This window comes from Nocardioides sp. YJ-D4 (assembly GCF_054031495.1).
On the sequence record NZ_CM132932.1, the window covers coordinates 3,098,320 to 3,118,035 of the forward strand.

Sequence of the window (19,716 nt, forward strand, 5' to 3'; positions counted from 1 at the left end):
ACGATGGCCCACCGCCCCACCCGCAGAGAGCGCGAGCCCCTGCTGTCGGTCGCGTACGGTTCCACCGAGGCGCGAGTCCTCGACCCGACCAACGCCGTCGCCGTCGACGGCGTTGCTGCTCGCTCGACGATCTATTCATCGTCAGTCCTGCTGATCTCCAAGTCGGTCGACTTCGAGGACACCTTCAAGCGCATCGAGAAGGCCGCGAAGGGTCTTGGCTGGCGTGCCATTGCTGAGGACGAGCCCGAATGTGCTGTCGGGCTCCGGTTCGGTGTACGGCGTGTGCGGATCGGGGTTCGAGCAGGGCGAGCCGCACAGGCGCCTGACGCCTGGGCTGTTCTTCAGACGCTCCGGGCCGAGCGGCTAGAGGGTGCGCGCGGAGTGAGCTTGGAGCACGTCCTGGTGCCTGTGCCGGAGGTCGGGTCCACGCCGCACAACATGCCGAACCCGCACAACATGCCGAACCCGCACAACATGCCGAACCCGCACAACATGCCCAACCCGCACAACATGCCCAACCCGCACAACATGCCCAACCCGGGGGGTGGCTACATCTCTGATGGGTATGACCCTCTCGGCACCGGTGGCCGCCAGCCTGTGGCTTACGTAGGTAAACGTCCACACCGAACTCCTGATGCCGACCTCGGCGGACGCGAACGCCCGGTTGTCGCAGTACTGGACACTGGTTGCGGAGAGCACCCGTGGCTTGACTTCGTGCAACGGAACGTCCGGCTCGACGGATACGCGATCGGCTGGCCCGCGAATGCGCCCGACTCGGAGGTTGATCCTGATCAGGTCGGTGCATTGGACGGGCTCATCGATCCGTACGCAGGGCATGGCACCTTCATCGCCGGTCTCATCCACCAGTCATGCCCAGATGCGGAGATCCTGTCTTGGCGGATCGTTCCGCCGGACGGTCCGATCGCCGAGACGGACTGGCTCACCGCGCTGGCCCAGATCGCTGAGCTTGTGCGGCTCTATCGTGCAGGCGATTCGAGAGGGCGCCGGATCGATGTCCTGAGTCTGTCGATGGGTTATTACCATGAGACGCCGTCAGACCAACTCTTCGACGACATGCTTTACGAGATTCTCGCTGATCTTTCCGCCAACGGAACGACCGTCATTTGCTCGGCCGGAAACGAGGGCACCAGCCGTCCCTTCTTTCCGGCCGCGTTTGCTCCCTGGACAGACGGAACAGGCCCTGTCGAGCCGCATCCGGGGCTTCTGCCTGTCGTCTCGGTCGGGGCGCTCAACCCCGACGGTGTCACGGACGCCCTCTTCAGCAACGACGGGTCGTGGGTACGGGCTCGTGAGATAGGCGCAGGTGTTGTCAGCACCTTCCCGACGACGTTTGACGGCGGATTTCAGGCCGCGGCCGCCACCACACATCAAGGGCGCTCACGTTCCTCCCTGGATCCGGATGACTTCAGTGGCGGCTTTGGTACCTGGAGCGGTACGTCGTTCGCTGCGCCGATCCTTGCGGGTCGCATTGCCCAGCGCCTTTTCGAGGCAGGGATCGGCCGTGACCTCGAACAGGATCTCAAGGCGGCGTGGACGGCACTGGCTGAATTGACGACCCTGAGTCCCGGTAGCTGACGGACAAGGCCTTCGCAATGTCGGGTGGCGAGGATTTCCATCGGCGTGGCGTTGTTGAGTTGACGCTTGGCAACCTCGCCGAGGCCCAGCGCTTGTTGGAGCAGGCACGAAGTCTTGCCCTGTCCGAGGGAGACTCCGCTTTGCAAGCCCGGGCCGAATCGACACTTGCCTACATGGCTGCCGACGAGTCGGATCTCGACAATGCCCTTGGGCTCCTTGATCAGGCTCTGGAGGTTGGTGGCGCTGATACTGAGACCCGTGGCCTGATGCTGCAGCAACGGGCCACACTGCTGCGAAGAGCGGGACGTCCAGCTGAGGCCTTGGACACATTTGGTGAGGCGATCGAAGCGCTGGGGACCAGACATAGGGATCTGGCCATTGCCTACCTCAACCGTGGAACGGTCTACCTTGATCAGCACGACATTGAGGCTGCGGTCTTAGACTTTTCCGCCGCCGCGGCGAACTTCAGAGCTGAAAGCGATGATGTCGCCGCAGCGATGGCCGACCACAACCGGGGCTATGCCTTGTTTCTTGGCGGTGAACTGGTCGGGGCGCTTGAGGTGATGGCCGCGTGTTACGACGTCCAGGCTGGCGCTGGTCCGCTTCTGAAGGCCGTGTGTGATGCCGATCGGGCCGAGGTGCTGATGGCAGCGGGGCTGACACGGCAGGGCGGGGCGATGCTGCGTCAAGCGGCCGACGCCTACGGGTCGAAGGGGCAGCGGCAGCGACAGGGGGAGGCAGAGCTCGCCCTGTCGTCGCATCTCCTGGCGACCGATCCGGTGGAAGCCGAACGAGTTGCGCGATCGGCGCTGGGATGGTTCGAAGAGGCGAAGGCTCCGGGGCTGGCATTGAGAGCTCGGGCGGTGGCGTTCGAAGCAGCCGTCACTGCTGGGCACGACCCTGCGGAGGACGGTGAGGCGCTGGCAGGTCCGCTCGAGGAGCAAGGACTGAGATGGCCTGCGCTCAGAGCACGGATGCAGGCTCGGTTGGCACGCATTCGTTCGGCTGACGCGTCTGGTCTACCGACGAGGCCCGCGAGCGGCAGGGTGGTCGGTCCGGTTCCGCCGGAGGCGCCCATCGACGTACGGCTTCTGGAGCGAGAGCTGCGAGCCGAGCTGGCGGTGGCCGCCGGCCGTGCGGTGGCTGGGCTTCGCGAATTGCGGGCCGGGCTCGATGACTTCCACCTGTGGCAGAGCTCGTTCGGCAGCCTCGACCTGCAGACCAACGTCGCTGGACACGGCCGGACCTTGGCCAGGCGCGGCCTTGAGCTGGCCGTCGAGTCGGGCGAGACCGACGTGCTCTTCGAGTGGTCGGAGCGCTCGCGGATGCTGGCTTCGCGGGTCCAGCCGGTGCGGCCGCCGTCTGATCCTCAGCTCGCCGCCGACCTGGCCGAGCTGCGCGGTGAGGTGTCGCCCGAACGCGAGCACGAGCTGCGTGAGCAGATCCGTCAGCGAGCCTGGCGGGTCAAGGGATCGGGGCAGGTCTCCGACCCGATCTCACTGCCTGAACTGCGTGAACGCATCGGAGGTCATGCGCTCGTCGGTTACGTCGTCGCCGCAGGACGAATCGTCGCGCTCGTCGCGACCGACGACGCGGCCACCCGGATCGACCTCGGCGAGCAGGCCGCGCTCGGGTCGCTCCTGGGCGGCCTGCTGCCGGATCTCGACGTCGCCGCGACCGACCTCCCGGGGCCCTTGGGCGCCGCCGTACGCGGCGACCTGACCGCCCGGCTCCAGCAGCTCTCCGACCTGCTCGTCGCGCCGGTCCTGGATCGGATCGGCGACCGGCCCGTCGTGCTGACTCCCTCGGCGGTGCTGGCGGCCGTGCCGTGGACGCTCCTGTCGGGCTTCACCGGCAGACCCGTCACAGTGGCCCAGAGCGCCACCGCCTGGCTGAGCCGCGCCGACACCCCGCTGCGCACCCAGGTGGCCGGGTTCGTCGCCGGACCCCGCGTCATGCGCGCCGCCGACGAGGTCGCTCACAGCGCCACCGCCTGGCGCGGCTCGCACATCCTCACCGGCGCCGACGCGACCGCATCCGCCGTCTCCGCACTGGCGGCCGAGGTCGACGTACTCCACCTGGCCGCACACGGCCACCACTCCGCCGACAACCCGCTCTTCTCCGGCCTCGAGCTCGCCGACGGCACCTGGTACGGCTACGACATCGACGGCCTCTCCGCCGTCCCCGACGTCGTACTTCTCTCGGCCTGCGAGGTCGGACGCTCGACCATCCGCTGGGGCGAGGAGCTGATCGGCCTGGTCGGAGCCTGGTTGCACGCCGGTGCCCGCGCCGTGATCGCTTCGCCTGCCGTCGTGGCCGATGAGGCGGCGTACGAGGTGTTCAGCCGCCTTCACGGCGCCCTCGCGAAGGGCCTGGCTCCGGCCGAAGCCCTCGCCGAGTCCCTCCCGGCAGCGACCACCGACGCCCCGCCAGCCCCGTTCGTCTGCTTCTCGTAACGGCGCCGTTGCCTACCGAGGTGGGTGGGCGAGACCTACAAGGTCCTCGCCCACCCTGCGACGGAGCTCAGTGTGAGCATCCCGGGGGCCTGGCACCCGCCGCACCGGGTTCAGTCAGTAGCCCGGCGACCCTAGGAGACTCAGTCACGCCAGATGTGACTGAGTCTCCTAGGGTCTGGGCAACTGTCTCGCGGATCGCAAGAAAGTTTTCGGCGAGCGTGTATCAGGCGGTCGGTCGCGTACTCCTTGGGGCTGTCCGGACCGAGATTCGGGGGAATTCGGTTCGGACGCTGGCGCCGCCGCCTTGGGGGAGGCAGGCGGTTTCGGGGCCACAACGTGGGTTGGGCAAGAGGGGGATGCCCAACCCACGAGTGGCCAAGACATGGGCCGGGCGGGGCGGTGAGGGGATTGACTGCCCCGCCCGGCAACCTTCGATTCTTCCGCGCCGACGCGGCTACGGCAATGGTTCCGCCGCCGCAGAACTGAAATGTGTTCTAGGCGGAACGGTCGAGGCGGCCGAGGCGCTTGCCGAGTGCGGGGGTGACCCGGTCGACCCAGGTCGCGGTGATGTGGGAGTCGTCGTAGTAGGTGACGACGTCGCCGACGACGAGCGGGCAGCGCTCGGTGCAGACCAGGTCGACGATGTCGACGTACGCGGCCTCGGTGCCCTCGAGCGCCTCCTGGGTCACCTCGTTGGAGTCGACCTCGGTGCCGTCGGGCTTCACGACGCAGTCCTCGAGGAGGTTGCGGGCGTCGGAGAGACACTCGCCGGGGTCGCTGTCGACAGCGGGGACATCGGCGAAGACGCGTACGTCCGGGGTGACCTTCTCGAAGGCGCTGACGCCGTGGCGTACGCCTTCGCGCCACTGCTCCTCGGTCGAGACGCCGTCGCGCTCCTCCATGTCGAGCATGCCGCGGGCGCCGACGACGATCGTGTCCGGATCGAGCTCGGCGATCTGCTCGTTGGTCCACGACCGGAAGTCCTCGCACTCCTCGACGGTCATCTTCGAGGACTTCTGCTTGACGCCGTACGCGGCGCAACCGAGCTTCACGAACGGGACCAGCTTCACGTGCTGGCGCTCGGCGAGGGTGTCGAGGGCCGGCAGCCACATCCCGATGTGGGAGTCGCCGACCACCGCGACGGTGCGCTCGGCCTTGCCGTCGCCGTAGACGCAGTCGCCGTCGAGCTTGGTCTCGCCGTAGCCTGCGTAGCAGTAGCCGCCGCGCTCGGCCCACGAGTCGGTGGCGTCGAACTCGACCTCCGGCGGCAGTGGTGCGCCCTCCTCGGCGGCCTTGACCGTCTTCTTCAGTACGCCGGTGACCGGCTTGTCGTCGGTCTCGAGGACGTCGGGGTTCTCCTTGAACCACTCCTCGGCGTTGGCCTTGGCGACGTCGACCTGGTAGCCGGCGTACGCCTGCGAGCTCGTGCCCGCGACCAGGGCGAGAGCGGCGGCGGCGGGCCAGAGCGCCAGCGCGCGGCGGCCCTTGGTGAGGTGCGGGATCTTGTGGCGCTGGAACGGCATCTCGATCCAGTGGTAGCTCGCCGCGGAGGCGGCCAGGATGAGCGCCAGCATGATCAGCAGCTGGCGGACGCCGCCGCCGGGGATGGCCTCGGGCGCGAGGATCAGGATCGGCCAGTGCCACAGGTAGAGGCTGAACGAGATGTCACCCAGGTAGCGAAACGGCTGCTTCGAGAGCAGCCAGCCGGTCGGGGTGGCGGGGCCGGCGACCAGGAGCGCGACCGTGGCGAGCACCGGGACCAGGGCGTGCCAGCCCGGGAAGTGCGTCGCCTCGCTGAAGTTGGTCGTGGCGTAGACGAGGGTGCCGACACCGGCGATGCCGAGGGCGGCTGCGTACGGCTTCTTGATCCGGGTCAGTCGTCCGGCGACGCAGGCGAGCAGCGCGCCGGCGGCGAGCTCGAACGCCCGCGCCGGGGTGGAGAAGTAGGCCGTGGTCGGGTCGGCAGCGGTGGCGTGCAGCGACCAGGCGAGGCTGACCACCGCCACGAGCGCTGCGAGCGCGGTGATCGCGCGGCGGCGGTGGTGCTTCGGGATCCAGAGGGCGACCGCGAGCACCAGCAGCGGCCAGACGACGTAGAACTGCTCCTCGACCGAGAGCGACCAGTAGTGCTGGAACGGCGAGGGCGCGGCGTTGTTGAAGTAGTCGACCGCCTCCTTGGCGAAGTGCACGTTCGCCAGGAAGACCGCCGCCCAGCCTGCGTCGCCCGCGATCTGGTCGGTGCGGGTCTGGGGCAGGACGATCGCGCTGTAGGTGAGTACGACCAGCATCGTCGCGGTCGCCGCCGGCAGGATGCGGCGGGCGCGGCGAGCGTAGAACTGACTGATGCTGACTCTGCTGCTGCGGTCGGTCTCACGCAGCAGCAGAGTGGTGATCAGGAACCCGGAGAGGACGAAGAAGACGTCGACTCCGACGAACCCTCCCTCGAATCCTGAGAGCCCCGCGTGTCCTGCGATCACTAGACCGACAGCGACGGCACGGAGACCTTGAACATCGGCGCGCCAATTCGAACCCATTCGATCAACAATAAGTCAATGGCCCGGTTGGGTCATAGCCGACGGCCCCGCTGGGTGGTCTGATTCTCAGCCGATTCTTCACCTTTGGTGAGCGAGACCGCAGCTGTGGCGAACGAATCTTCGGTTGTGGCGGACGAATGTGCAGTTTCGTCCGTCAGAACTCACGACTCGGCTGACAGAAGTGAAGATTCGGTGAGAATCGGTCAGAGTCGCTCGCGGAGCCAGGCGAAGTCGCTGGTGTGCTCCGCTGCACCGCCCGGGGTCTCGCAGATCACCGGGGCCCCGGCGTCGCGGACCACGCCGGCGAGGAGGTCGGGGTCGATGCGGCCGGCCCCGAAGTTGGCGTGGCGGTCGGCGCCCGAGTCGAACTCGTCGCGGGAGTCGTTGCAGTGGACCAGGTCGATCCGGCCGGTGATCTTGAGGACGTCCTCGACCACGGTCTCGAGCGGGTTGCCGCCGGCGTGGGCATGGCAGGTGTCGAGGCAGAAGCCGACGTTCTCCGCGCCGTCGGCGGTGGAGATGGCCTCCCAGACGCCGGCGATCCGGTCGAGGTAGCGCGCCATCGCGTTGTCGCCGCCCGCAGTGTTCTCGATCAGGAGCGGAACCTTGATGTCGGTCGCCTCGATCGCCTTGCGCCAGTTGTCGAAGCCCTTTGCCGGGTCGTCGTCCTTGTTGACGTGACCGCCGTGGACGATCAGGCCCTTGGCGCCGACCTGGGCCGCGGTGTCCATGTGCTGCTGGAGGAGCTTGCGGCTCGGGATCCGGATCCGGTTGTTCGTCGTGGCGACGTTGATGATGTAGGGCGCGTGGACGTACAGATCGACACCCTGCTCCTCCGCGCGCGCCTTGAGGGCGGCTGCGCCGTCCGCGTACGTCACCACCGGGCCCTTGTAGGACTGCGGATCGCCCAGGAAGAACTGCACCAGGCTCGCGCCGCGCGCGGTCGCCTCGGCAACGGGGTCGGTCTGGTCTACGTGGGCACCGATCGCAACAGCCATGGCTTCATTCTAGGGCGCGGCACCGACATATGTTGGCTTGACTTCATACCTTACGGGGGTATGGTAGGCCGCATGGACGAGCACACCGGGCCCGAAGGCCACGCGGATCACGGATACCTCCACAACAAGAACAAGGAGGCCTATCTCAAGCGCCTCAAGCGCATCGAAGGTCAGGTGCGCGGGCTGCAGCGGATGGTCGAGGACGAGGCGTACTGCATCGACATCCTCACCCAGGTCTCCGCCTCGACCAAGGCGCTCCAGGCCGTCGCCCTCGGGCTGCTCGACGAGCACCTCGGTCACTGCGTCGCGGGCGCGGTCCAGAACGGTGGCGCCGAGGCCGACGAGAAGCTCGCCGAGGCCTCTGCCGCCATCGCTCGCCTCGTCCGGTCCTGATTGTCAACAATCCAACAACCCAGAGAGATTCTCATGAGCACCCAGAACTTCACTGTCGTCGGTATGACCTGCGGACACTGCGTCTCCTCTGTCACCGAAGAGGTCACCGAGATCGCCGGCGTGAGCAATGTCGACGTCGACCTGGCCTCGGGCAACGTCACCGTCACCGCCGCTGAGCCGATCTCGGACGACGCGATTCGCGCGGCCGTCGAGGAGGCCGGCTACTCGCTGGCCTGATCATGATGACCCCCACCGCCGCGAATCCGACCGAGCAACAGCTCGAGATCGAGGGCATGACCTGCGCGAGCTGCGTGCGCCGTGTCACCAAGGCCATCAGCCGTGTCGAGGGTGTCGAGGACGCCAACGTCAACCTCGCCACCGAGACCGCCCTCGTTCACTTCGACCCCACCCGCACCGACCTCGCCGAGATCAGCGCCGCCATCGAGAAGGCGGGCTATCAGGCCGTCCTGAGATCGTCGACTGTCGACAATCCGCAGGAGCCGCACATCGACGAGGCGGCGACGTCTGAGTCGGGTCGGGACGTACGCCGCGCGGAAGAGCTCGTCCAGCTCAAGCGGCGGTGGGTCACGGCCCTGGCGGTGGGGCTCGGCCTGATGGCCTTGATGTACGTCCCGCTCCCCGTCGACGCCATGGAGCCGGTGATGTCGATCGTGCTCGTGGTCGCCGCGATCACCCAGTGGTGGGCGGGCCGGGACATCTACGTCGCGGCGGCTCGAGGCGCACGCCACGGGACGGTCGACATGAACACCCTGGTCACGCTCGGCACCGGCATCGCCTTCGCCTACAGCGCCTTCGTGACCCTGTGGATGGGGCAGGCCGAGGCGTGGGGCCTGCCGCTCCACCTCTACTTCGAGACCGCCCTGGTCATCGTCGCGCTGGTGCTGATGGGCCGCTGGCTCGAGGCACGGGCGAAGTCGCGTACGGCCGACGCGGTCAAGGCCCTCGTCGGCCTCATGCCGGAGACGGCCACGGTGGTCCGCAACGGTCGTGACGTCACGGTCCCGGTCGCGAACCTGCAGGTCAACGACCGGATTCGCGTACGCGCCGGGGAGAAGATCCCGGTCGACGGCCGCATCGTCGCCGGATCGTCCTACGTCGACGAGTCCATGCTCACCGGCGAGAGCGACCCGGTGCGGAAGACCGAGGGCGACATCGTCATCGGCGCGACGATCAACCAGACCGGCTCGTTCGAGATCGAGGCGACCGCGGTCGGCGCCGAGACCACGCTGGCGCAGATCATCGCGATGGTCGAGTCGGCCCAGGGCTCCGGCACCAAGCTGCAGCGCCTCGCCGACCGGGTCTCGGCGGTGTTCGTGCCCGCCGTCCTCGTCGTGGCAGCGCTGACCTTCATCGGGTGGCTGGTCCTCGGCCCCGACGCCGAGCGTCTGACCAGCGCCGTCACCGCGGCCATCGCGGTCCTCATCATCGCCTGCCCGTGCGCCCTCGGCCTGGCCACGCCGGCCGCCGTCATGGTCGGGGCAGGCCGCGCCGCCGAGCTCGGCGTACTCGTCGGCTCCGGCGAGACCCTGGAACGCGCCCGCTCCGTCACCGCGATCGTCTTCGACAAGACCGGGACGATCACCCACGGCAAGCCCGAGGTCTCCGAGATCGTCCCGGCCGCTGGCTGGACCCGCGACGAGCTGGTCCGGATCGCCGCCGCCGCCGAGACCGGCAGCGACCACCCCCTCGCCACCGCGCTCCGAGCCCGTGCCGAGGCCTCGGCCGACACCGGGGACGCGGAGGTCTCGGCGTTCGAGGCCCACCCGGGGCGCGGGATCAGCGCGTACGTCGACGGGCGCCGGGTCGTCGTCGGCAACTCGGCGATGCTGGCCGAGGACGGCATCGACGCCGCCGACAACGGCTCCGTCCTGGTCGCGGTCGACGGCACGTACGCCGGGTCGATCCGGGTCGCGGACCAGGTCCGCGACGAGGCCAAAGAGACCGTGCGCCTGCTCGAGGAGTCGGGCGTCGAGGTGCACATCCTCAGCGGCGACGCGGCCGTGACGGTGGCGAAGGTGGCCGACGAGGTCGGCGTACGTCACGCCGCCGGCGGCCTGCTGCCCGAGCAGAAGCTCGCCCGGATCCAGCAGCTCCAGGACGAGGGCAAGGTCGTCGCGATGGTCGGCGACGGGATCAACGACGCCCCGGCGCTGGCCCAGGCCGACGTCGGGATCGCGATCGGCACCGGCACCGACGTCGCCCTGGCAGCCTCCGACATCACCCTCGTGGGCGGCGACCTCCGCGGCGTGGTGACCGCGCTGGCGCTCTCCCGGCGTACCGTCGCGACGATCAAGCAGGGCCTGTTCTGGGCGTTCGCCTACAACGTGCTCCTCATCCCCGTCGCCGCGCTCGCCCTTCTCGACCCGGTCCTGGCCGGCGCCGCGATGGCGATGAGCTCGGTCAGCGTGGTCACCAACGCGCTGCGCCTGCGCGGCTTCCGCCGCCCCGAGACCCCCGAGGCGTACGCCGGTCGGGGCTTCGTCACCCGCGTCCGCGACGGCGGATACCTGCTGGTCACGGCCGTGATCGCGATCTCGATCGGTGCCGGCCTGACCTACTTGAGCCGCACCGAGCCCGCTCAGCGCGGGATGAACGGCATCCTGGAATGGGCGCAGGGGATGAGCCCGATGCGTCCGTCGATGACGGAGATGCACGAGGTCGACATCGCCCCTGTCGCCTCCGAGGAGTCGGGCATCGACGTCGCGATCACGCAACGTGAGGGTGGGCTCCGGTTCCTCGTCACGGACGCCGCGACCGGCGACCCGGTCACCGACCTCGGCCGCACCCACCAGGCCTGGATGCACGTGATCGTGACCAGCCAGGACCTCTCCTGGTTCCGCCACCTCCACGCCGAGCCGACCGGCCGGCCGGGCGAGCTCGAGACCGACGTGACCTTCCCTGCCGGCGGCACCTACCGCGTCGACACCGAGTTCCGGCGCCGAGCCGACATGGCTGACGTGCTCGACCGGCAGCAGCTCACCGTCGAAGGTACGCAGCCCCCGGCCGTCCCGCTGGAGGCGAGCCCGAGATCGTCGACTGTCGACAATCTGACCGTCACGCTCGAGGGCACGCCGGTCGCCGACCAGCAGAGCGACCTGCACTTCCGCTTCGAGGACAGCACCGGGAAGGTTGTCGACGATCTACAGCCCTACCTCGGGGCGGCCGGCCACGTCGTGGTCATGAGCGCGGACGGCGAGACGTTCGTGCACGGCCACGCCGAAGGCGACGAGCTGGCGGTCCCCGGCGCTTCCTTCGGGCCCGAGCTCGGGTTGCATCTGGATGTACCGAAGGCGGGTCTCTACCGCCTTTGGGCCCAGTTCCGGCTCGGCGACGGAGAGGTGATCACGGTGCCGTTCACGGTCGAGGCCGTGGATTCGGCCACGGAAACCGCTGGTTGATACCCTGACTCGTCCCTCTCCACAGACGGAGATGGGACATCGCATCAGCCCTCCTGCCATGGAGAGACCATGGCCGCCGAGTCCGTAGGAGGTGGAGAACGCTATGCGCGCCTATGAAGTAATGGTGATCCTCGAGCCCAGCCTCGATGAGCGCACCGTCGCCCCGACCCTTGACAAGTTCCTGAAGGTCGTCACCACTGATGGTGGCACCGTCGAGAACGTTGACGTCTGGGGACGCCGTCGTCTGGCCTATGAGGTCAACAAGAACGCCGAGGGCATCTACGCCGTCGTCAACCTGACCGCCGAGCCCAAGACCGTTCTGGAGCTCGACCGCCAGCTTGGCCTCAACGAGCAGATCCTGCGTACGAAGGTCATCCGTCCGTCCAAGTGACGCGGATGTCACCGTCGGTAATTGTCGGTGCGGGGTCCTATGTTTGGGCCCATACGGGAAATAGCTCCTGAACCGACACCGACACCCAGATCAGACTCAAGGGAGATCTCATGGCAGGCGACACCGTCATCACCGTGATCGGCAACCTCACCGACGACCCGGAGCTTCGCTTCACGCCGTCCGGTGCAGCCGTTGCCAACTTCACGATTGCTTCGACGCCCAGCAGCTTCAACCGTCAGACCAACGCGTGGGAGGACGGGGAGACCCTCTTCCTGCGCTGCTCGATCTGGCGCCAGGCTGCTGAGAACGTCGCCGAGTCCCTGCAGCGCGGCATGCGTGTCGTCGCTCAGGGTCGCCTGAAGTCGAGGTCCTACGAGACGCGTGAGGGCGAGAAGCGCACTGTCTTCGAGCTCGAGTGCGACGAGATCGGTCCCTCGCTCCGCTACGCGACCGCCAAGGTCACCAAGGCCAGCCGCCAGTCCGGCGGCCAGGGTGGCGGCGGCGGTTACAACCAGGGCGGCGGCGGTGGCTACAACCAGGGTGGTGGCTACGGCGGCCCCCAGGGCGGTGGCCAGCAGGCTCCGGCCGGTGGCAACGACCCGTGGGCCTCGCCGGCTCCGCAGCAGCCCGCCAACGCGGGCGGCGGCGCGCCGGCCAACGACCCGTGGGCGACCCCGGGCGTGGGCAACGACGAGCCTCCCTTCTGATCAACAGATCCACATTCCGAATCCCTCAACCATTCCGGCGCTTGCCGGGCTTCTAGAAAGGAAGCACCACAATGGCCAAGGCAGTGATTCGCAAGCCTAAGAAGAAGGTTTGCCAGTTCTGCAAGGAGAAGGCGACCGGTGTCGACTACAAGGACGCCACCCTCCTCCGTAAGTTCATCTCCGACCGCGGCAAGATCCGTGCCCGTCGCGTGACCGGCAACTGCGTCCAGCACCAGCGCGACGTGGCCATCGCCGTCAAGAACGCGCGCGAGGTTGCTCTGCTGCCCTACACCTCCACCGGTCGCTGAGGAGGATCGACATGGCTACCAAGATCATCCTTCAGCAGGAGGTCACCGGGCTGGGTTCCGCCGGTGACGTCGTCGAGGTCAAGGACGGCTACGCCCGCAACTACCTGATCCCGCGTGGCGACGCCATCCGTTGGAGCCGCGGCGCCGAGTCGCAGGCCGACTCGATCAAGGCTGCGCGCTCGGCTCGCTCCGTGCGCGACGAGGCTCACGCCGCCGAGATCAAGGGCAAGCTCGAGGCCAACACGGTCAACGTGAAGGTCCGCGCCGGCAAGGACGGCCGCCTCTACGGCGCCGTCACCGCCGCCGACATCGCCTCCGCGGTCTCCGAGACCACCGGCGAGTCGATCGACAAGCGCACCATCGCGCTGGGCAACCCGATCAAGGCGCTCGGTGCTCACGAGGTCTCCGTCAAGCTCCACGACGAGGTGTCCGCCAAGCTGGCCCTCAACGTGGTCCCCGCTTGATCTAGGGATTCACCCAGGCCCGCCTCCTCCGGGAGGCGGGCCTGTTCGTTTTCGCCGAGAAGTCAGGTACGTCGGCCGAGACGTCACTCAGGTCGTTCGACCGGGCACCTGAATGCCATCTCGGCCGACGCGAGTGACGCCTCGGGTCAGAACTTGTTGGCGATGTCGGTCAGCTTCGCGACGTACGCCGGCCAGTCGTACTCCGGCGGGATGTTGTCGCCCGCCCGGCGCCAGCCGACGGCACCGTCGGCCTCTTCACGAAGGATGTCGGCCTGTCCGCCGTGACCGGCGAGGTCGGCGAAGAGGTGCACCAGCATCTGGTGCAGGGTGACCTCCTCGTTGCCCCAGTGCGGCACGTGCCCGACGGTGTCCAGCGAGAGCGCCTCGATCGTCTCGTCACCGTGGGCGATGACCCGGCGGTAGAGGTCGATGATGCCCTCGATCGTCTCGTCCTCGGTGGCGTACCAGTCCGCCTGCGGGTCGATGTCCCACTGCTCTTCCGAGATCAGCTCCTCGGGATGCGGGAAGGGACGCCCGAACGTCGACCCGAGATAGACGGCCTCGACCCCGGTGACGTGCTTGATGATGCCGAGCAGGTTGGTGCCGGTCGGCGTACGCGGCAGCCGCGCCTCCCGTTCCGAGAGGCCCTCGACCTTGGAGATCAGCGCCTCGCGGCGGGCATCGATGTACGTCTTCAGGGTGCTCTTCGGATCGGCGGGCATGTCCTGACCTTGACGCCAACCCGGGCGCAGCGCAACCGAGTATGTGGGTGAGGCTCAGGCGCCGGTGACCAGCCAGCGGTCGCTGCGGGCACGGAGCGTCAGCACCACGAAGCGGGCGCCCATGAAACCGACCGCGAAGGTGATCCACACCCACACCAGCCCACCGCCGAGAGCGACGGCCAGCGCGACGAGCGGGACATACGCCACAAGGGTCCAGACCCCACCCCAGGCCAGATAGCGCCCGTCGCCGGCGCCGATGAGCACCCCGTCGAGCACGAAGACGACGCCCGCGATCGGCTGCGCGATCGCCGCCACGATCACCACCGGCACCAACAGCTCCCGCACCGCCTGGTCCTCGGTGAAGAGTGCGCCGAGGAACGGAGCGAGAGCAGCCAGGAGTACGCCTGCCACGACGCCGATCACGACGCCCCACCACACCATCCGGGCCGTGATGGCGCGGGTCTCCCGGGTGTCGCCCGCCCCGAGCGACCGCCCGGTCAGCGCCTGGGCGGCGATCGCGATCGCATCGAGCACGAACGCCAGGAACGTCCACAGCGTGAAGGCGATCTGGTGGGTCGCCAGGGCGACAGCCTGGTCGCCGACGGCGAGGTGGGTGACGGCGTACGTCGTGACCAGCAGCGCGATGCGCAGCGTCAGCGTGCGAACCACGAGGGCCACGCCGGCCCGCGCGGAGGCCCGGATCCCGGACGCATCCGGGTGCAGCGGTACGCCTTGGCCGCGGGCGGCCCGCACCACGACGTACGTCAGCATCCCGACCGCCAGCACCTGTGCGATCACCGAGCCGATCGCCGAGCCGGCGATGCCGAGCCCGGCGCCGTAGACGAGGGCGAGGTTGAGCACGATATTGAGTACGTTGGCCACGACCGCCGCGACCAGCGGGGTCTTGGTGTCCTGCAGCCCACGGAGCACACCGGTGGCCGCGAGCATCATCAGCAGCGGTGTCACCCCGAGGACGGCGATCCGGAGGTAGGTGGTCGCGGGGCCGACCACCTCGTCACCTGCGCCGACCGCCCGGCTGAGCGGCTCGGCCAGAACCATCACCGGGATCGTGACGACGACCCCGATGATCACCGCGAGCCAGATCCCGTCGATGCCCTGTCGAAGCGCGCCGGCGGTGTCCCCGGCGCCGATGCGGCGGGCGACCGATGCCGTGGTGCCGTACGCGAGGAAGACGCAGAGCCCGACGATCGTCTGGAGCACGACGCCCGCGACACCGAGGCCGGCGAGCTCGCGCGTGCCGAGGTGGCCGACGATCGCGGAGTCCGCCAGCAGGAAGAGCGGCTCGGCGACGAGGGCCAGAAAGGCGGGGATCGCCAGCCGCCAGATCTCCTTGTCGAGGCCTCGGCGGTCGGTCTTCGAGTAGCTCTTCGCATCCGCCCGGCTCGTCACGGTCTCAAGGTTAAACACCGTCGGCGCGAGGCGTTGTTCAGGGCAAGTGGAAAACCTGTGGAAAACGTCGTTGCGGCGCTATGTCGACAAAACGCCCAAGGGTGCACGACGATCTCGGCGATGAACCCCGATGGGCTGCCGACTTTCTTTCGTCCACAGCCTATGGACAACAAAGTCCCAGGTCAGAGTGGCTTTACCAATCGGATGACCCTAGTTATGCACAGGCAGTTCCCCAGGCTGTTCACATTGACCAGGGTGTCGTCCACCGCTATCCCCCGGTTATCCCCAGGGCCTGTGGATAACCTGCTGTCGCCGATGTGGGATGCGACGTAGGGTCACGGAGACTTGAGGGTGTCGTCGAGGGTCGGCCCAGGACTGCGGGAGCAGAACTGTCGGTGCCCACCCGTAGCGTGGAACCGAATCGACCGAGATCACGCCGCGACGATCCGCAGACCACGGAGGGGCAAGGGAATGAGCGTCACTGAGACCGGCTCGATGGGCGGTCCGGGCGACTTCCCGGAGCCGCCGTTCGAGGAGTGGGGCGACGGCCCCGCGGCGTACGAACCGGGCAACGCCCCGCGCGCGGTCAACGACCGCACGCCACCGCAGGACATGGCTGCCGAGCAGGCTGTCCTCGGCTCGATGCTGATCTCGAAGGACGCCATCGCCGACGTCTCCGAGACACTGCGCGGCACCGACTTCTACCGCCCGACGCACGAGACCATCTACGACGCGATCATCGATCTCTACGGTCGTGGTGAGCCCGCCGACATGGTCACCGTCGCCGACGAGCTGCGCCGCAAGGGTGAGCTGGAGCGCATCGGTGGCGCTCCTTACCTGCACACGCTCGCCTCCAACGTTCCGATCGCCGCCAACGCCGGTTACTACGGCGAGATCGTCCGCGAGAAATCGGTCCTGCGCCGCCTGGTCGAGGCCGGCACCAAGATCGTGCAGATCGGCTACGCCGGCGAGGGCGAGGTCGACAACATCGTCGACGAGGCCCAGGCCGAGGTCTTCAAGCTCACCGACAAGCGCTCCGGTGAGGACTACTCCCCGCTCGCCGACATCATGGATGGCGTCCTCGACGAGATCGAGGCGATCTCCAACCGCGAGGCCGGCCTCTACGGCGTCCCCACCGGCTTCGCCGACTTCGACGAGCTCACCAACGGCTTCCACTCCGGCCAGATGATCATCGTCGCGGCCCGACCCGCGATGGGTAAGTCGACCCTGGCTCTCGACTTCTGTCGTGCGGCCTCGATTCACAACAACCTGACCAGCGTCTTCTTCAGCCTGGAGATGAGCCGCTCCGAGATCACCATGCGTCTCCTGAGCGCGGAGGCCAAGGTGCCGCTCAACCACATCCGCAACGGCAACATGTCCGACGACGACTGGAACAAGCTGGCCCGCAAGATGGGCGAGGTCTCCAGCGCGCCGATGTTCATCGACGACAGCCCCAACATGACGATGATGGAGATCCGCTCCAAGGCCCGAAGGCTCAAGCAGCGCCACGATCTCCGGCTCATCGTCATCGACTACCTGCAGCTGATGAGCTCCGGCAAGAAGGTCGAGTCCCGTCAGCTCGAGGTCTCCGAGTTCTCCCGTCAGATCAAGCTGCTGGCCAAGGAGCTCGAGGTCCCGATCATCGCGCTGTCGCAGCTCAACCGTGGTTCCGAGCAGCGCGCCGACAAGCGCCCGGCCGTCTCTGACCTCCGTGAGTCAGGCTCGCTGGAGCAGGACGCCGACATGGTCGTCCTCCTCCACCGCGACGACGTCTACGAGAAGGAGTCGACCCGCCCCGGCGAGGCCGACGTGATCATCGCCAAGCACCGCAACGGCCCCACCCGCGACCTCGTCGTCGCCTTCCAGGGTCACTACAGCCGCTTCGTCGACATGGCCCACTGAGCGCGGGACACGTCGCTGAGACGCAGCGGAGACTGACCTCCGCCGATGGTCAGGATCCGGCCGCGTCGCTCGAGGGTCGGCCTTCCGCCGCAGCCTTGATCCCTTCCAGTGTCTGCCGCATTCCCGCGCGCTGGACCTCGGTGAACGTCGCCTGCCCTCCCAAGAAGCCATCGGTGAGCTTCAGCGACATGTCGGAGATGCCGTCGGGTGTTTCGCGCCGCTGGGTGAGTCGCGTGCCGCCGTGGCTCGTCGGTTCGAGGCGGAAGGACCAGACCACCCAGTTCTCCTGGATCCGAAAGGCCAGCTCCTGCTCGGCCTCGAACCGAACGATCTCCCCGTGAGTGGTCCACTCCAGATCGCCGAGACTGTTCCGATTGGTGAACTGCGCGCCGAGCTCGACCCGCTCGTACCCGTCTCGGAGTCGGGTGGAGTCCACCTGCGGACTCCACTGCGGGATGCTGCGTACGTCCTGAACGAGCTCCCAGACCCGGGCGGGCGCGGCGGCGATCTCGACGGAGTCCTGGAGCAGCGGTTCGTAGTCCTCGGGCACGGCAACCCCCTAGTTGTGCGACCGATCGGTCGTGCTTCCCGACTCTAGCGACGCAGAGAGATTTACGTCCAGTCGGACGTATAGAATGTCCTACGTGACTTCTGAGGGCTCCGCGGACGGACGACGTGCCAGAGGTGACGCGACCCGGCGCAAGGTGGCGCGCAAGGCGGCAGATATCGCGACCACCCACGGGTTGGACTCGATCACCGTCGGGTCACTGGCCACACAGGTCGGGGTGAGCAAGAGCGGCATCCTCACCGTCTTCGACAACCGGGAGTCGATCCAGGTCGCGGCGGTGCGTGAGGCGTCGCGCGTCTATCGCGAAACGGTCGTCGCACCGGCACTGCCGAGCGAACCGGGCAAGGACCGCCTGCGAGCACTGGTCGACGCCTGGGTCGCCTACCTGAGGGCCAACACCTTCCCGGGCGGGTGCTTCATCGCCGCGACCACCGTCGAATACGGTCACCGCGAGGGAGCGGTCGCCGAGGCGGTGCGCGAGCTGAAGCGCCAATGGCTCGACTTCCTGGCCGCTGAGCTGACGGCCGCTCACTCGGACGACCCGAGTGGTGATGCCTTCCGGATCGACGCCTTCCTCAATGCGGGCAACAACAACCGCCAGCTCTTCGGAGACGACGCCGAGCTGGAGCGCGCCCGAGACCTGGTCCTGCAAGTGATCGGGTGAGACAGACCCTCCAGAGCTTCAGCTCCGTTGCTCGAGCGGCACGTACTCGAAGGTCGGACCGGCTGTCGTCTTCCCGTCGCCGGTAGGCATCTTCATCAGCGCCATCGCCTGCTTGCGGAGCCCGAACATGGCGCCGACAGCGTCCTGCATCTGGCTGGGATCGCCGTTGAAGGCCTGCTCGAGCAGGTACAGCACCAGGCTGTAGGTCTGGTTGAACTCCTCTTGGGCGACGCGGATGGGGCTGCCCTCCGGATAGTCCGCGGTACGCGGGTTGGGCCGCATCGGCAGCACACCGTCGAAGTCGATCGCGATCTCCTTGCCGGTCGGGCCGGACTGCGGTGTGTCCCCGGTCTGGTAGCGGCGGCCCAGGCGGAGCTCCTGGAACCTGTAGTAGTGCGCGACCTCGTCCCGGTCCGGGTGGAAGACGTCGCGATCGCCGTCCCACACGTTCGTACGCGCGGCACCCTCGCCCTGCTCGACGATCTCCGCCAGCGCGGCCGAAGCGGACTTCAGGTCGACGACCGGCAGCACCTCGCCACCTCCGCCCCTGAGGTGGTACTCGCCGATCTGCCGGGCCGGGTCGCCACTGAACACGTTCTCCTCGCCGAGCTGGTCGCACAGGGCGCGCAGGCCGGTCTCGATCGCGGCGTAGAACTGCCCGATCGTCTGATACTCGTCACCCTGCGGCGGCGCGTCGACGGACGCCGGCTGCTCGATGCGCAGGAACAGCTCGAGCGCCTCGGGACCGAACGGGACCAGATGGACGTGGACGGACCGGTCGCCGTGCGGCAGCGGATGGGGGTACGCCGGGAGCAGCTCCGGCGCGTCCAGCACGGGAGAGCCGCCGACGGCGTTGAGCAGGTTCGCGGCCAGCGCCAGATGGATCATCTCCTCGGCAAGGACCGTGCCCACGACCTGGGCGGCCTCGGGGTTGCGGGCCGGGTCCAGGGAGTAGAGCGCGCACAGGTAGGGAGGAATCGTCGCGTGCTCGAGCTCGATCGCCCACTGCAGGTGGCGTCGGAGATCGTCGATCGTGTCGATGGCGTGGGCGCCATGGGTGTCCATGAGGTACCTCGGTTCGTCAGGTCGGTGTCTCCATTCAGGACCGGATCGGCGCTCGGTTTGTGACGACGACCGGAAGAGGACGGCCGATCGCATCCGCCGTCGATCCTCCTGTCACAAAC

The 19,716-nt window shown here is 67.9% G+C and carries 18 protein-coding genes; 11 read left to right on the forward strand and 7 right to left on the reverse strand.

The annotated features are described in order from the left end of the window. Window positions 1-3 precede the first annotated feature (3 nt). Window positions 4-1,596: a S8 family peptidase gene (locus ACW14X_RS14690; protein ID WP_457162471.1), complete on the forward strand. Its 1,593-nt coding sequence runs from the start codon at window positions 4-6 to the stop codon at window positions 1,594-1,596. Window positions 1,597-2,033: 437 nt separating this feature from the next. On the opposite strand, the gene ACW14X_RS14695 is transcribed toward ACW14X_RS14690, so the two are convergent. Next, entirely contained in the window at window positions 2,034-2,285 is a 252-nt protein-coding gene (locus ACW14X_RS14695; protein ID WP_457162472.1) for a hypothetical protein, read from the reverse strand. A gap of 357 nt (window positions 2,286-2,642) precedes the next feature. Between ACW14X_RS14695 and ACW14X_RS14700 the strand changes: the two genes are divergently transcribed. Continuing rightward, a complete protein-coding gene (locus tag ACW14X_RS14700; RefSeq protein ID WP_457162473.1) occupies window positions 2,643-4,052 on the forward strand; it encodes a CHAT domain-containing protein in 1,410 nt (469 codons plus the stop codon). A 494-nt stretch (window positions 4,053-4,546) separates the two neighbouring features. On the opposite strand, the gene ACW14X_RS14705 is transcribed toward ACW14X_RS14700, so the two are convergent. Both ACW14X_RS14705 and ACW14X_RS14710 read right to left on the reverse strand, forming a co-directional pair. Further along, window positions 4,547-6,586, reverse strand: a complete 2,040-nt coding sequence (locus tag ACW14X_RS14705) for an acyltransferase family protein (RefSeq protein ID WP_457162474.1) — start codon at window positions 6,584-6,586, stop codon at window positions 4,547-4,549. A gap of 203 nt (window positions 6,587-6,789) precedes the next feature. Then, complete coding sequence (locus ACW14X_RS14710) at window positions 6,790-7,584, reverse strand: deoxyribonuclease IV (RefSeq protein WP_457162475.1); 795 nt, start codon at window positions 7,582-7,584, stop codon at window positions 6,790-6,792. Window positions 7,585-7,656: 72 nt separating this feature from the next. Between ACW14X_RS14710 and ACW14X_RS14715 the strand changes: the two genes are divergently transcribed. The 7 genes from ACW14X_RS14715 (at window position 7,657) to rplI (ending at window position 13,266) form a co-directional block, all read left to right on the forward strand. Further along, a complete protein-coding gene (locus ACW14X_RS14715; protein ID WP_008355454.1) occupies window positions 7,657-7,977 on the forward strand; it encodes a metal-sensitive transcriptional regulator in 321 nt (106 codons plus the stop codon). Between the two features lie 33 nt (window positions 7,978-8,010). Further along, on the forward strand, window positions 8,011-8,214 hold the full coding sequence (locus ACW14X_RS14720) for a heavy-metal-associated domain-containing protein (protein WP_160026139.1): 204 nt from the start codon (window positions 8,011-8,013) through the stop codon (window positions 8,212-8,214). 5 nt (window positions 8,215-8,219) lie between these two features. Next, a complete protein-coding gene (locus ACW14X_RS14725) occupies window positions 8,220-11,396 on the forward strand; it encodes a heavy metal translocating P-type ATPase (protein ID WP_457162476.1) in 3,177 nt (1,058 codons plus the stop codon). Between the two features lie 103 nt (window positions 11,397-11,499). Then, entirely contained in the window at window positions 11,500-11,787 is a 288-nt protein-coding gene (gene rpsF / locus ACW14X_RS14730; RefSeq protein WP_091044123.1) for a 30S ribosomal protein S6, read from the forward strand. Window positions 11,788-11,897: 110 nt separating this feature from the next. Next, window positions 11,898-12,494, forward strand: a complete 597-nt coding sequence (locus tag ACW14X_RS14735; protein WP_160026141.1) for a single-stranded DNA-binding protein — start codon at window positions 11,898-11,900, stop codon at window positions 12,492-12,494. Between the two features lie 71 nt (window positions 12,495-12,565). Next, window positions 12,566-12,802 (forward strand): 30S ribosomal protein S18, encoded by a 237-nt coding sequence (gene rpsR, locus ACW14X_RS14740; RefSeq protein ID WP_008355445.1) that lies wholly within the window; start codon window positions 12,566-12,568, stop codon window positions 12,800-12,802. Window positions 12,803-12,813: 11 nt separating this feature from the next. Continuing rightward, window positions 12,814-13,266, forward strand: coding sequence for a 50S ribosomal protein L9 (gene rplI, locus ACW14X_RS14745; RefSeq protein WP_160026142.1), 453 nt, complete (start codon window positions 12,814-12,816; stop codon window positions 13,264-13,266). Window positions 13,267-13,412: 146 nt separating this feature from the next. Here rplI and ACW14X_RS14750 read toward each other — a convergent pair whose 3' ends face one another. Together ACW14X_RS14750 and ACW14X_RS14755 are read right to left on the reverse strand one after the other, a co-directional pair. Further along, window positions 13,413-13,988 carry a DinB family protein gene (locus ACW14X_RS14750; protein WP_457162477.1) on the reverse strand — a complete coding sequence of 192 codons (576 nt, stop codon included), beginning with the start codon at window positions 13,986-13,988 and terminating at the stop codon, window positions 13,413-13,415. A 54-nt stretch (window positions 13,989-14,042) separates the two neighbouring features. Beyond that, a complete protein-coding gene (locus tag ACW14X_RS14755) occupies window positions 14,043-15,398 on the reverse strand; it encodes an MATE family efflux transporter (protein ID WP_457162478.1) in 1,356 nt (451 codons plus the stop codon). Window positions 15,399-15,869: 471 nt separating this feature from the next. On the opposite strand from ACW14X_RS14755, the gene dnaB reads away from it, so the two are divergent. Next, entirely contained in the window at window positions 15,870-17,300 is a 1,431-nt protein-coding gene (gene dnaB, locus ACW14X_RS14760) for a replicative DNA helicase (RefSeq protein ID WP_160026145.1), read from the forward strand. A 49-nt stretch (window positions 17,301-17,349) separates the two neighbouring features. Here the strand turns inward: dnaB and ACW14X_RS14765 are convergent, their stop codons facing one another. Continuing rightward, window positions 17,350-17,850, reverse strand: a complete 501-nt coding sequence (locus ACW14X_RS14765) for an SRPBCC family protein (protein WP_457162479.1) — start codon at window positions 17,848-17,850, stop codon at window positions 17,350-17,352. Window positions 17,851-17,944: 94 nt separating this feature from the next. Here ACW14X_RS14765 and ACW14X_RS14770 point away from each other — a divergent pair, with 94 nt between their 5' ends. Further along, entirely contained in the window at window positions 17,945-18,532 is a 588-nt protein-coding gene (locus ACW14X_RS14770; RefSeq protein ID WP_457162480.1) for a TetR/AcrR family transcriptional regulator, read from the forward strand. Window positions 18,533-18,550: 18 nt separating this feature from the next. Here ACW14X_RS14770 and ACW14X_RS14775 read toward each other — a convergent pair whose 3' ends face one another. Further along, window positions 18,551-19,597 (reverse strand): ferritin-like domain-containing protein, encoded by a 1,047-nt coding sequence (locus ACW14X_RS14775; protein ID WP_457162481.1) that lies wholly within the window; start codon window positions 19,595-19,597, stop codon window positions 18,551-18,553. Between the last annotated feature and the right edge of the window lie 119 nt (window positions 19,598-19,716).